Source organism: Pedobacter sp. SL55, from assembly GCF_026625705.1.
Taxonomy (GTDB): Bacteria; Bacteroidota; Bacteroidia; order Sphingobacteriales; family Sphingobacteriaceae; genus Pedobacter.
Window position 1 is genome coordinate 2,618,640 of sequence record NZ_CP113059.1, and the last position, 13,358, is coordinate 2,631,997.

The window sequence follows — 13,358 nt, forward strand, 5'->3', positions numbered from 1 at the left end:
ACAACCAGTAAACAAATTAGAGTTATTTTGAGGAGCTTATTTTTTCACCTTGTAGTAGTCCGTATTTTTTTATTTTCTCGAAAAAATCGCTTGCTCTTCGCCTAGAAACTACAATGTTTTCGCCGTTGGTTAAAGTTAACACCAAACCATTTTTATTGTTGTATTCTTTTACATACTTTAAATTTACTATGCTCGATTTGTGTATCCTCATGAAGCGTTCTTCGGGCAAAATTTCTTCGTAGTCTTTTAAAACTTTAGAAACTGTAATTTTCTCAGCTGTTAGCAAATGAAAAATAGAATAGTTGCTGTCTGCTTCAATATGTATAATCTCATCTATATCTACCAAGCGGTAGCCCTGTCCGCTGGGTAGGGTTAATCTATTTATGCCTTTATTTTCTTTTAAATCTGTTTCAAGGTTTTTTAAGCTGTTATTTCTGCTTAACGCATTATTAAGTAGTTGGTGTTTCGCTGCTTTTTCTACAGCCGTAACCAATTCTTCGATATCAATGGGTTTTAAAAGATAGTCTAACGCATTTGCCTTAATCGCCTTTAGTGCATACTGATCGTAAGCTGTAGTAAAAATTACCGTTGCGTTTGCTTCTTGTGCTTGCGGTATCAACGAAAACCCGTTTTCGCCTGGCATGGCAATATCCAAGAAAATTAAATCAACATCATGGCTTTGCAACAAATTTCTAGCCTCGCTTATCGATTTTGCAATGCCACAAATGTTAACATTCGGACAGTTCTCTTGTAGCAAAAAATATAACGAAGAACGTGCAAATTCTTCATCATCAACAATAATTGTATCTAGTGCCGCCATGTTTTAGTTTGGCTCAATTTATCAAAAAATAGTACCAATGTAAAATATTTTTACTTTTCATAAAACCAAAGTTTCCTAGTTCTCGTAAGTGCCATCAAATAACCTTTTAATCAAAACCCTTAAAACTCATATTATGGAAACTTTAAAAGAGAACCAAGAAACATCGCCTAAAGAAAAAGATATTTTAGATGCAAAGCTTCAGCGAAGAGCTTTTTTGCAATATGCTGGCGCCGGAGTAGCGGCAATGGCATTGGTAGCTGCGGGCTGTAAAAAAGACCGAAATCCTGACATGTCGTTTGGTGTAACACTAGATTTTAAAGATGATGTTGGTGTACTCAATTATGCTTATGCACTAGAGCAATTGGAAGCTGCTTTTTACATCCAAGTAGCTGCTGCTCCGCCTGCTGCTTTTACACAGGCGCAAAAGAATTATTTTCAAGACGTACAGTTTCATGAAATTGCACACAGAGAGTTTTTCAAGAAAAAATTAAGTACAGCAGCAATTGGTAGTTTAGATGTTGATTTTTCTTCCATAGATTTCACTAGCGCAACCAGTGTATTGGCAGCAGCAAAAACATTCGAAGATTTAGGTGTAGCTGCGTATAATGGTGCAGGTGTTAGATTAAAAGATGATGCGAATTTAGTAGTAGCCGGGCAAATTGTGTCTGTAGAAGCTAGGCATGCTGCTTGGGTGCGTGATCAAATTAGTAACGGAAGTTTTGCAGATTTATCTAGCCTAACTGCTTTAGGAGCCAATGTAACCGGCGGTTTAGATGCTGCTTTAACACCAGATAAAGTGCTGGGTGCGGCAAGTAAATACATTAAAACAAGAATTAACGTGATTAACCTTTAATCTTTAAAACCTAGAAATTATGAACATTTTAAACATATTAGACGAAATTGAGAAAGTTGATGGGGAGATTTATGAAAGAATAAATCCGAGGAGAAAGGCAATGAAAGATTTTTTCCAGATTGGAAAGAAAATCTCGTTGGCAGCTATGCCATTGGCCTTAGGTTCGTTATTTAATAAAGCTTACGGACAAGCAACCCCAACTGCAGTAAACGAAGTGCTAAATTTTGCGCTTACCTTAGAGTATTTAGAATATCATTTTTATAACCATGCCGTGGTTGCAGCGCCTGGTTTAATTCCGGCTGGAGCACCAACCGCGGCCATTACTACCATTAGAGATCACGAAAAAGCACACGTTGATTTATTAAAAGGAGCTTTAGGCGCAGCCGCTAGAACGGAGTTAGTGTATGATAATTTTGACTTTACTGCCGGAGGTGCTTTTGGTACCGTATATTCTGATTATGTAACCTTTTTAAAGGTGGCTGCTGCTTTTGAAGATACTGGTGTACGAGCTTATAAAGGACAGGCACCTGCGTTGAAAGGCAATGCCGTTTTAACTACAGCGTTGCAAATTCATTCGGTAGAAGCAAGACATGCTTCGCACATCCGTCAAATGTTGGCTGCCAACGGTGCAACAGGATTGAAACCGTGGATTAGTTTAGGCGCTGGTGGCGTATCTAACGATACCGGTATTGCAGCCGTAGATCCAGTTTACGCTCGCGAAAATACTACCTTGCAGGCTGGCGTAGAAATTACCCAACTTAATGCTACTGCAACTACTAAAATTACAGCAGCGGCAGCGGCAGAGTCGTTTGATGAGTTTTTATCTAAAGCCGAAGTGGTTACTATTGCGAATTTATTCTTAAAACCAGGCTTTAAGCTGTAAAAATTTTACTGCCAAACCTGCTATTCCCCTTATTGTTTTGAAAGAAGTGACAGCTGCTTTGATCAAAATGATAGGGGTTTTTTTATACCAAAACTATTTGGTAATCTCAAAGCTGTTTAAAAAAATGCTTTGGTTTTTAACACTTGCGCCATCTGGAACAATGCAAGAAAGACTGTAATAAATGCCATCTATAAATAGGATGTGCATAGAAATTGATTTGTGCTCATCCTCATTTTTGCCATCGGTAAAATAGCTAACGTAGTTTTTGTTTTGCTTTATCTTTAACGCCGATAAGTTATAGCCCGGTAAGGTGGTTTGCAGGCCACTTAAAAACTCGCTTGCAAATTCTTCTGTGGTTGCCAATTTGCTAAATGCTTTTTCATCTATTTTTAAATTTTGGGCAATAAAGCTATAAGTGGCAGTAAAGATGGTGTTTGTAGTATCTTTTAGTGCAAATGTGGTGCCTGCCGTTTTTGCTGGTTCTTTAGGAAAAGAAACCGTTAAGCGATTAGTAATTTTTTGCTTAAACCAGTCCCTTTGTGCAAAACTACTAACGTAAGCTAACATCAACAGGCAAATTAACGTGAATTTTTTCATTGTGAAGTGTGATTTAATTCGCTTTTATGTTTGAGGGCCTGCAATTTTTACTTTTGCCTTTTTACTTTAAACTTAATAGGTAATTACCTGTTCTTCCAATTCGGCAGGCAACTCACGATAATTGTATTTTTGCCCACGCAATTGAGGCTCAAAACCAGCCTCTTTAATGGCAGTTTGTATGCCTTTTGCCGTAAAACGATGTGGAGCACCAGCAGCAGAAACTACGTTTTCTTCAATCATGATAGAACCAAAATCGTTAGCACCTGCGTGTAAACACAATTGCGCCACGGCCTTACCAACTGTTAACCAACTCGCTTGTATATTTTTGATGTTTGGCAACATAATTCGGCTCAATGCAATCATACGGATGTACTCATCGCCAGTAACGTTATTGCTAATGCCACGTAAACGTTTCAACAAAGTACCGTCATCCTGAAAAGGCCAAGGAATAAATGCCAAGAAACCATTCGCCTCAGCAGGTTTTTCGCTTTGCACTTCTCTTATCCAAACCAAATGCTCAAAACGTTCTTCAATAGTTTCCACGTGGCCAAACATCATGGTAGCAGAGGTGGTAATGTCTAATTGGTGGCAAGCACGCATTACATCCAACCATTCTTGTCCGCCACATTTGCCTTTAGAAATCAATCTTCTTACACGGTCGTTCAAAATTTCGGCACCAGCACCAGGAAGCGAATCCATGCCCGCTTCTTTCAATGCTTTTAAAACTTCGGTATGCGATAACCCTTCTAATTTAGCTACGTGAGCAATTTCTGGTGGACCTAAAGCGTGCAATTTTAAATCTGGATAAAGTTCTTTCAGTTGTTTAAAAAGGTTGGTGTAAAACTCCAAACCTAAATCTGGGTGGTGCCCACCTTGTAACAATAGTTGGTCGCCTCCCAAACGGAAAGTTTCTTCAATTTTTACCTTGTAGGTTTCAATATCGGTAATGTAACTTTCCTCGTGCCCAGGGCGACGGAAGAAATTACAGAATTTGCAGTTGGCAATACAAACGTTGGTGGTGTTTACGTTGCGGTCAATCTGCCAAGTTACCTTGCCACTAGGTACCTGTATTTTTCTCAGTTCGTTAGCCACGTAAGCCAGTTCGGCCGTACTAGCGTTGTGATATAAAAAAATACCTTCTTCTTTGGTTAAAGAATCGAAGTTTAAGGCTCTTTGTAGTAATGCTGCGGTATTCATGCTGTAAAGGTAAGTATTTAAAGGATTACACCGATTAAGCGATTACACAGATTAACTAATTTTAACTTCTAAATTATATTTGATTTATTTGAAAAGCAGTGGCGTTGCTACTATTTTAGGATAGCCCCGCCAAACGCTTTACTTCGGGCAAGCCCATAGGTTTGCCGCTACGTGCTCGCTTATGTCGGGTTTAAACAACAAAAAACAATGCTGTAAACGCACCCAATGGTACTGTGCTTTGTTTGTAAGTGTTGTGTACAATCCCAAGTTAAATAAACCCAATAGTAGCGGCAGCGCCCGAGAGAGCGTTTGCGAACTCGGGACTATAGCGGATAGTGGGGCTGCATCCGCAATGAAAAACTGACAAACATTTTCAAAAAGAACAATAGCTAAACAGTGCGTGGTTCCATATTTACACTCGCTCAACAATTCAGCAATTTAGCAATCCAACAATTAGTCTATCTTTGCATCCTATGATAAAATTTAATCGTTTTACACTTGCCAATGGTTTAAAGGTTTTGGTACACGAAGACAAAACTACGCCAATGGCAGTTTTAAATATACTTTATGATGTTGGCGCTAGGGACGAAGAGGAAGGACGTACGGGGTTTGCGCATTTGTTTGAGCATTTAATGTTTGGCGGTTCTGTGAACATACCAAGTTACGATGAGCCGTTGCAGCGTGTAGGTGGCGAAAATAATGCCTTTACCAGTAACGATATTACCAATTATTACATTACGTTGCCGGCGGCGAATATTGAGACTGCGTTTTGGCTAGAAAGTGACAGGATGTTAAGTTTAGCCTTTTCTGAAAAAAGCTTAGAAACGCAGCGCAATGTAGTTTGCGAAGAGTTTAAACAGCGTTATTTAAACCAGCCTTATGGCGATGTTTGGCTTAAATTGCGTCCTTTAGCTTACCAAACACACCCATACCGTTGGGCCACTATTGGGCAAGATTTAGCACAAATAGAAAATGCTAAAATGGAAGATGTAAAAGCATTTTTTAAAAAGCATTACAATCCGCAGAACGCGATTTTGGTAGTAGGTGGAAATGTGGATACTGATGAAGTGAAAGCGTTAGCAGAAAAATGGTTTGAACCGATTTCGGCAGGAGAAAAATATGTAAGGAATTTGCCTAAAGAGCCAGAGCAAACCGTAGCCAGAAGCTTAACGGTAAATGCCGATGTGCCTTTAAATGCGATATATATGGCATTTAAGATGCCAGCAAGGTTAGATGCGAACTATCAAGTTTTCGATCTATTGTCTGATATCCTATCTCAAGGCCAATCGTCTCGCCTGTTTAACAGCTTGCTTAAAGAACAGCAATTGTTTAGTGATATCAACGCCTATATTACCAGTAGCTTAGACGAAGGTTTGTTTATTGTAGAAGGCAAATTGATAGAAGGCGTAACCATGGAACAAGCGGAAAATGCAATTTGGGCAGAGCTTAACAAAATAGCTTCGGAATTGGTAAGCGAAAATGAGTTGACGAAGGTAAAGAACAAATCGGAATCTATTATGGTGTTTTCTGAAATGAGTTTACTAGACAAAGCAATGAATTTGGCATTTTACGAATTGTTAGGCGATGCTGATTTGTTAAACGTAGAAATTAATAAATATTTGTCTATCACTGCCGAGCAAATTAGAAGCGTAGCGCAAGAAACTTTTAAGAAAGAAAAATCATCAACCTTATACTATTTAGCCAATGCTTAACAGAACTATAGCGCCTGCTTTTAGGCAGGTAAATGAGATTAATTTTATTAAGCCAACAGCAAATAATTTGGCTAACGGAATACCTGTTTATACGATTAATGCTGGCGAAACAGAGTTGGTGCGTGTAGAATTTATTTTTACAAACGTAAATTGGGATGCTAGCAAACCGTTGCAGGCTGTGGCTGTAAATAGCCTAATTAATAACGGAACCCAACACTTAACCGCCAAAGAAATTGCCGAAAAGGTAGATTATTATGGCGCTTTTTTGCAGACAGATTATAGTGCAGACCATACCACCATTACACTTTATTCTTTAACTAAACACTTGGCATCGGTTTTACCAATTGTTTGGTCTATTTTAAACGAAAGTATTTTTCCGCAACAGGAACTGGATATTTATAAGCAAAACCAGAAGCAAAAGTTGCAAGTTAGCTTGCAAAAAAACGATTACTTGGCGAGAAAGAATTTTGCTCATGCGATTTTTGGAAATACAGCTTATGGTTCAGATATTAATTTAGCCGATTATGATCTTTTGCAGCAACAGGATTTATTAGCTTATTACAAGGCGGCTTTTCAGCCTAAAAATTGCACCATTGTTGTTGCTGGTAAATTTCTAGAACAAGATTTTAAAGTATTAGATACAGTTTTTGGCAGCTCATGGCAAAATAAAGCTTCGTTTACCAAAAATGAGTTTGTTTTTGCAGCGCAAGAAGCAAAAGAAATTTACATCGAAAAACCAGAAGCTTTACAATCGGCCATTAGAATGGGTAATTTGAGCATTAATCGTGCTCATGCAGACTTTCCGTTATTGCAAATTTTAAATTGCGTTTTTGGCGGCTATTTTGGTTCGCGTTTAATGGCTAACATTAGAGAAGATAAAGGATATACCTACGGCATTGGCTCTGGTATAGCTTCTTTAAAACATGCTGGATATTTCTTTTTAGCAACCGAAGTTGGTGCCGATGTTTGTGCCAATGCTTTATCAGAAATTGAGAAGGAAATTAACTTGCTAAGAACAGATTTAATTGGCGACGAAGAGCTTGACTTGGTTCGTAATTACATGTTAGGTTCTTTATTAGGCAGTTTGGAGAATGCCTTTTCTCATGCTGATAAGTTTAAGAACATTTACTTTGCCAGCTTAGATTATAGCTATTATGATAATTATATTACTACGGTAAAAAACGTAACTGCCGAACAATTAAAAGTGATAGCTAACCAATATTTAGATTGGAACGCCATGACAAGGGTGGTAGTTGGTAAGAAATAAAAAACGGCGATGTAAAGCCGAAGCTAAGCAGACGGATTTTTTCGTCTGCTTTTTTTATGTACAATACGCATAGTTCAGAACCGTTTTAAACGCCATTTCGGATTTACTTATCTGTGTTTTCTTTAAATGGATACATTTCGCTTAACGCAGCTCCTCCTTTAATGCCAAAATCAAGTGTTCTAATTGGAAAGGGAATAACGATATTGTGGGCGTGGTAAGCTTTGTGTATATTGATGATACATTAGCTTTGTACTTCCAAAAATCTTCGGAAGTACTTACTAATTCTCATTTGCAATCGTTGCTTTTACCTTAAAGCAAAGCAAAAAATGTATTGTGCCCAATATAGCAGTATTACTAAGCAGTCTATTCGTACCACAAGCTTAAAGTAACCTTACGTTCGCTATCACTCTGTTTTTCGGTGGCAAATTTGCTTCCAAAGTTTTTTTCTAAGAGTTGGCTCGAAGCTACGCCTAGCTTGGTTAAAAATGCTTTTACCGAGGCCACTCTTTGTTGGGATAGTTTAAGATTGTAATCTGGGTTTCCACTTTTATCTGTAAATCCTTCTAGCAAAATCCATTTGGGTTGCTGGCCTTTTATTATTGTAGCGTAGTTTTTTAATTGCTGTGCAGCTTGGTGGTCAATGTTGGTATCGTTGATTTTAAAATAGATAGCTAACCGTTGTTGATCTTTCTTTGCCACGTTGGTGGTTTGTTTGGACAAGCTATCACTAAGCAATTTGTTTTTTTGTTGTAGTTGTTCAATCTGCTTTTGTAAATACTGTTGCTGAGAAAGCATTTGAGTGGCACTTTCTTGGTTATTTAACTTGGTGTTTTCTTTTGCAATTTGCGCTTGCAGGATTAATTTGTTGAGTTGAGCCTGCATAGTACTGAGCTTTTGCTGTATAGAATCTATAGCACTGCTAGATTTTGCAAGGTACACACTGTCTTTAGCCATAGTATCGGTAAGTTGGCTTGTTGGTGTAGCATTAAAATTACCCATAGGTACTGGTACAATTACTGTTTTTGCTTCTTGTTGTTTATAATTATAGTTTTCTGGATACCTAGTGGCGGTGTAACCATTACTTACTGAGCTAGCATTGGTAGATCTTTCTGTTTCCAGCAAAGCTAACCTGTTTTTAAGTGCGGTATTTTCAGCACTTAAATCATCTTTTCTGTTGTTTTCCAAGTTGCCAGCAACAGCGGTTTTTGGCGCTAATACTGGATGCTGTTCAAAGCTTTCGTGGCAACCAGTAAAGTATCGCTTATTGCTGCTAATTTTTTGCTCGATGTCTTTAAATTAAGAAGGCTGTCTGTTGTGTTAGTCTTAACTAGCGTATTGGTAATTGGTGAGTTTTTATGGAGTTGGCCTAAGTTATTCTCGCCAAATTTATTTGCCACAATTAGCGAATCTGAAACGGTTGAAGTATTGGTAAGCCTCAAAAGGCTGTCGCTACCAATGCTTTGGCTAGTTTGTTGCTTTTGCGTGGTGGTGTCTCTGCGGATATGATTAAGTACCGTTTTGTTGTCAGCGGCATCAAGTGTATCTGTAATGTGGTTACTACGCAGTTCGGTATGGTTATTATATTTAGCCACTGCCGTAGTGTTAGCATTATTAGCCTCAGTTAAAACCTTGGTTTCTTGGTTCTGCTTCAACGCTTGTGGATATGCTGCTCTGCTATAAATTTGTTGAACCTGTATACGTTGGGCATTTTTGAAACCAAAACGATAGGTTAGTCTTACCGAAGCTGAGTTGAAAACATTCAGGTAGTGATGGTATTGGTTAGTCCAGCTATTGTGTTTTTTTTTGCTAAGCGATATTCGGCGCTTACACCCAAGGCCCATTTGCTCGATAAGTTGTAGTCTATTCCGGTAGTAATTGGAATAAATGCATATTTTTCGTCGATTTGATCTAGCTGATTGTTTTGATGCACCGCGGCATAGCCTATACCCAAAACTATGTAAGGGCTAAATGTTCTAAGCTGGTAAGCTTGGTTAAGCAGAGGCAACTGTAGGCCAAAATCGGCTTGCAAGGTATTGGCGGCTAATAAGCTATTGCTCGGACTAATGGCTTGGGCTAGCCGGTAATACTTAGTTTTAATGCCGATGCTGAAATACTCGCTAAGGCCAAAGTTGTAGCCCAAACTTCCGCTTAAAAAACGGTGGTCTTTATTGAGGAAATGATAATCTGCTGCATTATATTGCAATACGCCATATTCAGCAAAAATTTGATTGCGATATTTTTCTTGTGCTAATGTTTGTAGCGTGCCCGAAAGCCCCAGCATAAAAAATACTAGTCGTAATATAGATATTTTCATAGCTTAATTTTTTCTTTGAAAGCCCAACCACAAATACAACTCAACACTTAAGCCAATAAAGGGCCTTACATAAATACTGTTGTTTTGCGTACTTAAGTTTTGTTCTTCAAGTATAGTAGCACCAGCATTTACCTTAAAATAATTGAAAAACTTGTGTCCAAATGCAGCGTAAAGTGGCAGCCCTACTACAGGGCCAGAAATTTTTGCGTCGGTATTTGACTTAAAGTTTTTTAAAAACACACCGGCACTTATTGAGGTATTACTCCAAAACTGACTGTTAAAGGCTTTTTTGCCAAGCGCAAAGCTCAATCCGGCGTAAGGGGCATCAAAATAATTTAAGTTATCAATGTTTCCGCTATCATAAATACCACCATAACCTAGGTTTAATGCTAGTGCCCCACTAATTTTTTCCGTACTATAATCAATAATTTCTAGTTCATCATCAATTACGTATTCGTACTTATTTACAATGTTGTTTAGTTCATTGGCAATTTGCATTTTTAAACTGTTTAAGTTGTTTACGGTGTCTAAGCCAACTTCTGTTTTACGCTTGGCTGTTTGTACCAACTGTAGGTAAATCAATTCTGAAAGTTGGTTGTTGCCAGCAAATTGTTTAGGTTGCCTGTAAAAGGACATACTTTGCGCAACAGCAGCATTTAGGTTTGTCCAAATTGATTTTGGGCTATGTTCTAGCGCATAACGTGTGCCAATTTTGTTGATGTTTGCCTGTAGAAAAGCTTCACAGGTTTGCAAAAGCGATCGTTTAATTTCCTCACGTTCTTGAGTAGAAAGTGTGCGGTAATAGGTAAATTTGAAACTGTATACAGCATTTTGTCTCAATTTAAAATTACTCATTAAACTCGCTACGGTTTCGTTAGCAGTGCTTCTTTTCCAAACGGCTTCGTATAAAAAGTCTCCTTTTTTAAAGTCTTTGTTGTTGATTCGCATACTTACCAAGCCTATGTGGCTTGCTAAGGGACTGTTTACCATAAAATTACTTTCGGCAGGTAGTTTAGCTCCATTATTAAACTGCTGATATTTTTTATTTAATTCCAGCGTTTGTACTTGTGCATTAGCAAAAGCTACGCAAAAAAGTATTAAAAAAAATAAAATAGTTTTTTTTAGCATTTTCATATGTTTTTCTTTGGCAGGTAAAGTCTAAACTTTTTAATCGTTTGATAGAGTTACGTTGGTATGTAGATGTGATGCAAAAATAATGAAAAAAGCACTTAAAGCATTGTTTTACAACTTTTTGGAGTGTTTATGGGTACGTCGAATAGTTGACATTGTTACTAAACTTCTGGCTTTTAGTTTTTTTAACCCATTATTTATCGTGGTAAAATCGGATGGCTTATAAGCTATAGATTAATAATCTAAAAGGTTTGATAGGCTGCTTAGTTAGCTCTGGATGTTTGTACCATAACATGCTCCAATTAACTTCTTGTACAAGCTCAAGGCAACTAAGTGTCTAAATCCTTAATTTGAGGGTTTTCAAAAGATCATTATTCTTGAGGTAACGAGAGGTTGCAGCCTAATAGCTCACTCGTAAAAGATATGCCTTTGCGGGATTAAGCTGCAAAAATAACAAGGGCAGCTCAGTCTTTGAGAAGCTAATTTTAGGTAATCTTTAAAGTTTAGCTTTGCTGATTTTTAATTTCCGATTACGCCAGAAATCGTAGCTGTTTACTGGGTGTTTTTAGCTTGTAAATCTATGATGAGCTGCTATCAAAGGCAATGTGAGTATGATATCTATCTAAGCTGGTACAGATTGTTGATTGTGCCAGTTGGGGCTTGGGTTGTTTTTGGCCGTAGCACAAGTGACATCGCACATCAACTCGATTAAATATAGAAATTCAGCACTCGATAGCGTTTGTTTTAAATCAGTTTTCTTTAAGTAGGACTATTTTTCCATCCATTGTGCTTACTACTAAAGTTTTATCGTCTATTACTTTAAAAGTATTTACCATAGCGTTGTCTATTTTATGTGCCCATAAGGTTTTCTTAGCTAAAGGATCAATGCAGTAAACCGTTCCGTTTTTGGTGCCGAAGAAAAGCTTGCCATTTTTCTCTATTAAGTCTGATGGCGTGTGTTCGTAACCGTAGCCAGCATTGTATTTCCAAGCTACACCTTCGTCTGTACGAGTAGTTTTATAGGCTACGATTTCGTCTTGCATGGTTTTACCGTAAATTAAAGCGCTGTCGGCAGACAACCCGATAGACTCGCGAACTTTTGCCTCGCTGTTTCTCCATAAAGTTTGGCCAGTAGTAGCGTCTATAGCGGTTAACACTCTATCGGGTGCGGCAATGTAAATGGTATTGTTTGTGGCAACTGGTGTAACCATTGCTGGCGAAAACATCCTATTGGCGTGTCCGTTGTTCCATTTCCACAGCAACGCACCAGTATTAATGTCTAAAGCATATAAATGACGTCCCCAAGAACCAAAGATGATTTTGCCTTGGTAAATGAGTGGTTTGCCTACAATAGTGCCTTCAACTTCCTTAAATTGCCATTTTAGTTTGCCAGTTTTTACATCCAAAGCACTAAAGGTATTGTCGCTAGCTCCTATAAAAAGAACATCAGCTTGGATAACTGGCGAACCTAGTACCGATTTTTGAGCGGCCGTTTTCCAAGCGAGTTTACCGTTTTTTAAATGTAATGCGTAAATATTTCCATCGCCCGAGCCAAAAATCACTAGATCATTATTAATTATTGGAGATGAATAGATTGCTCCTTTGGTTTGGTACGTCCAGGCAGGTTTACCTGTTTTTCTGTTTAGGGCTTCTACTAAACCTAAGCTATTGCCAAAGATCACTAAATTATTGTTGTAGGCAGGTGTATTTACCACATTGGCATTAGAATGATAAGTCCAAACTGGTTTTACATTTGTATATTTTTTATTGATAGAAAAATCTGGTCGTTCGTAAGCTTTGCCATCGTTAACAAAAGTTTTTAAGGCAATTTTACGCCAGGTTGCTAAAGTTTCTCCGTTAGGTTTTCTGGTAGTGAAAAACACAGAATCTTTGGTCATATCTACAATGTTGTAGCCACCAATGCTATCTTTTGCTCTCAGGTTAGATCTACCCATGGTACCTGCTATGCCTTCAAAATTGTAGGCTTTGTTTTGATGGCCGTGCCCACAAATCGCGTATTGGATGTTTTTGGTTTTTAATCGGTCTACGGTTTCGTACCAATTGTCTAAACTGTTATCTAAAGGGTAATGATTGATATAAACAATGGGCATGGTCTTCGGCGTTTTGTTGAGCACGCTATCTAACCAAACGGTGGCATCACGAGGGATGTGGCCATCGCTCATGCGTACATAAGGCCCCGAAGCACAAGCAATAAAACGGAAGCCATTGTAATCGAAAGTGAATTTATCGTAGCCAAACTCTTTGATGAAAGAAACACCGCCAGATTCGGACCAACCTGTATCATGGTTGCCAGGTATAACGTAGAATTTTTTATTTAAGCCTGAGAGAATTTCTTTGGCAAGTTTTAGCTCATCGTTAGTGCCCATTTCGGTAATATCGCCAGTTACCACTACAAAATCGATATCTTTTTGCGAGTTAATGTCGGCTACGGTTCTTCTCAAATCTTCTTCGCCTGTTGCGGTGCCTACATGCGTATCGGTTACAAAGGCATATTTAAAGTTTTGTGCGTAGCCGAAATTTGCAATCAATAAAAAGATTGCAATACAGAAATTCTTCATTGTGT

12 protein-coding genes are annotated in these 13,358 nt (G+C 38.2%); 4 read left to right on the forward strand and 8 right to left on the reverse strand.

Annotated elements, in window-relative coordinates; all coding sequences use genetic code 11:
• Positions 1-22 precede the first annotated feature (22 nt).
• Positions 23-820, reverse strand: a complete 798-nt coding sequence (locus OVA16_RS11810; protein WP_267759591.1) for a LytR/AlgR family response regulator transcription factor — start codon at positions 818-820, stop codon at positions 23-25.
• Positions 821-953: 133 nt separating this feature from the next.
• On the opposite strand from OVA16_RS11810, the gene OVA16_RS11815 reads away from it, so the two are divergent.
• Both OVA16_RS11815 and OVA16_RS11820 read left to right on the forward strand, forming a co-directional pair.
• Positions 954-1,673 (forward strand): ferritin-like domain-containing protein, encoded by a 720-nt coding sequence (locus tag OVA16_RS11815; RefSeq protein WP_267759593.1) that lies wholly within the window; start codon positions 954-956, stop codon positions 1,671-1,673.
• Positions 1,674-1,692: 19 nt separating this feature from the next.
• Positions 1,693-2,556 carry a ferritin-like domain-containing protein gene (locus OVA16_RS11820; RefSeq protein WP_267759595.1) on the forward strand — a complete coding sequence of 288 codons (864 nt, stop codon included), beginning with the start codon at positions 1,693-1,695 and terminating at the stop codon, positions 2,554-2,556.
• A 93-nt stretch (positions 2,557-2,649) separates the two neighbouring features.
• Here OVA16_RS11820 and OVA16_RS11825 read toward each other — a convergent pair whose 3' ends face one another.
• Both OVA16_RS11825 and mqnC read right to left on the reverse strand, forming a co-directional pair.
• Entirely contained in the window at positions 2,650-3,153 is a 504-nt protein-coding gene (locus OVA16_RS11825; protein WP_267759597.1) for a hypothetical protein, read from the reverse strand.
• 72 nt (positions 3,154-3,225) lie between these two features.
• Positions 3,226-4,350 carry a cyclic dehypoxanthinyl futalosine synthase gene (gene mqnC, locus OVA16_RS11830; protein ID WP_267759598.1) on the reverse strand — a complete coding sequence of 375 codons (1,125 nt, stop codon included), beginning with the start codon at positions 4,348-4,350 and terminating at the stop codon, positions 3,226-3,228.
• A gap of 473 nt (positions 4,351-4,823) precedes the next feature.
• Here mqnC and OVA16_RS11835 point away from each other — a divergent pair, with 473 nt between their 5' ends.
• Complete coding sequence (locus OVA16_RS11835; protein ID WP_267759599.1) at positions 4,824-6,062, forward strand: M16 family metallopeptidase; 1,239 nt, start codon at positions 4,824-4,826, stop codon at positions 6,060-6,062.
• Complete coding sequence (locus OVA16_RS11840) at positions 6,055-7,329, forward strand: M16 family metallopeptidase (RefSeq protein ID WP_267759601.1); 1,275 nt, start codon at positions 6,055-6,057, stop codon at positions 7,327-7,329. The genes OVA16_RS11835 and OVA16_RS11840 overlap by 8 nt, the downstream gene beginning before the upstream one ends.
• 363 nt (positions 7,330-7,692) lie before the next feature.
• Here OVA16_RS11840 and OVA16_RS11845 read toward each other — a convergent pair whose 3' ends face one another.
• The 5 genes from OVA16_RS11845 to OVA16_RS11865 all read right to left on the reverse strand — a co-directional run bounded on the left by OVA16_RS11845 (position 7,693) and on the right by OVA16_RS11865 (position 13,353).
• Entirely contained in the window at positions 7,693-8,514 is an 822-nt protein-coding gene (locus tag OVA16_RS11845; protein WP_267759603.1) for an OmpA family protein, read from the reverse strand.
• Positions 8,515-8,540: 26 nt separating this feature from the next.
• A complete protein-coding gene (locus tag OVA16_RS11850) occupies positions 8,541-9,170 on the reverse strand; it encodes a hypothetical protein (RefSeq protein ID WP_267759605.1) in 630 nt (209 codons plus the stop codon).
• On the reverse strand, positions 9,089-9,643 hold the full coding sequence (locus OVA16_RS11855) for an outer membrane beta-barrel protein (protein WP_267759607.1): 555 nt from the start codon (positions 9,641-9,643) through the stop codon (positions 9,089-9,091). Before OVA16_RS11855 ends, OVA16_RS11850 begins: the two co-directional genes overlap by 82 nt.
• Before the next feature lie 3 nt (positions 9,644-9,646).
• The gene (locus tag OVA16_RS11860; RefSeq protein WP_267759609.1) at positions 9,647-10,771 is read right to left on the reverse strand and encodes a hypothetical protein; all 1,125 of its coding nucleotides are present in this window, start codon (positions 10,769-10,771) and stop codon (positions 9,647-9,649) included.
• A gap of 752 nt (positions 10,772-11,523) precedes the next feature.
• On the reverse strand, positions 11,524-13,353 hold the full coding sequence (locus OVA16_RS11865) for a PQQ-binding-like beta-propeller repeat protein (protein WP_267759611.1): 1,830 nt from the start codon (positions 13,351-13,353) through the stop codon (positions 11,524-11,526).
• Between the last annotated feature and the right edge of the window lie 5 nt (positions 13,354-13,358).

Excerpts from the sequence above, each read along its gene's own strand:
- OVA16_RS11810 (WP_267759591.1), bottom strand. The coding sequence starts at position 820 with ATGGCGGCACTAGATACAATTATTGTTGATGATGAAGAATTTGCACGT.
- OVA16_RS11825 (WP_267759597.1), bottom strand. The coding sequence starts at position 3,153 with ATGAAAAAATTCACGTTAATTTGCCTGTTGATGTTAGCTTACGTTAGT.
- OVA16_RS11865 (WP_267759611.1), bottom strand. The coding sequence starts at position 13,353 with ATGAAGAATTTCTGTATTGCAATCTTTTTATTGATTGCAAATTTCGGC.
- OVA16_RS11855 (WP_267759607.1), bottom strand. The coding sequence starts at position 9,643 with ATGAAAATATCTATATTACGACTAGTATTTTTTATGCTGGGGCTTTCG.
- OVA16_RS11820 (WP_267759595.1), top strand. The coding sequence starts at position 1,693 with ATGAACATTTTAAACATATTAGACGAAATTGAGAAAGTTGATGGGGAG.
- OVA16_RS11815 (WP_267759593.1), top strand. The coding sequence starts at position 954 with ATGGAAACTTTAAAAGAGAACCAAGAAACATCGCCTAAAGAAAAAGAT.
- mqnC (WP_267759598.1), bottom strand. The coding sequence starts at position 4,350 with ATGAATACCGCAGCATTACTACAAAGAGCCTTAAACTTCGATTCTTTA.
- OVA16_RS11840 (WP_267759601.1), top strand. The coding sequence starts at position 6,055 with ATGCTTAACAGAACTATAGCGCCTGCTTTTAGGCAGGTAAATGAGATT.
- OVA16_RS11850 (WP_267759605.1), bottom strand. The coding sequence starts at position 9,170 with ATGGGCCTTGGGTGTAAGCGCCGAATATCGCTTAGCAAAAAAAAACAC.
- OVA16_RS11860 (WP_267759609.1), bottom strand. The coding sequence starts at position 10,771 with ATGCTAAAAAAAACTATTTTATTTTTTTTAATACTTTTTTGCGTAGCT.
- OVA16_RS11835 (WP_267759599.1), top strand. The coding sequence starts at position 4,824 with ATGATAAAATTTAATCGTTTTACACTTGCCAATGGTTTAAAGGTTTTG.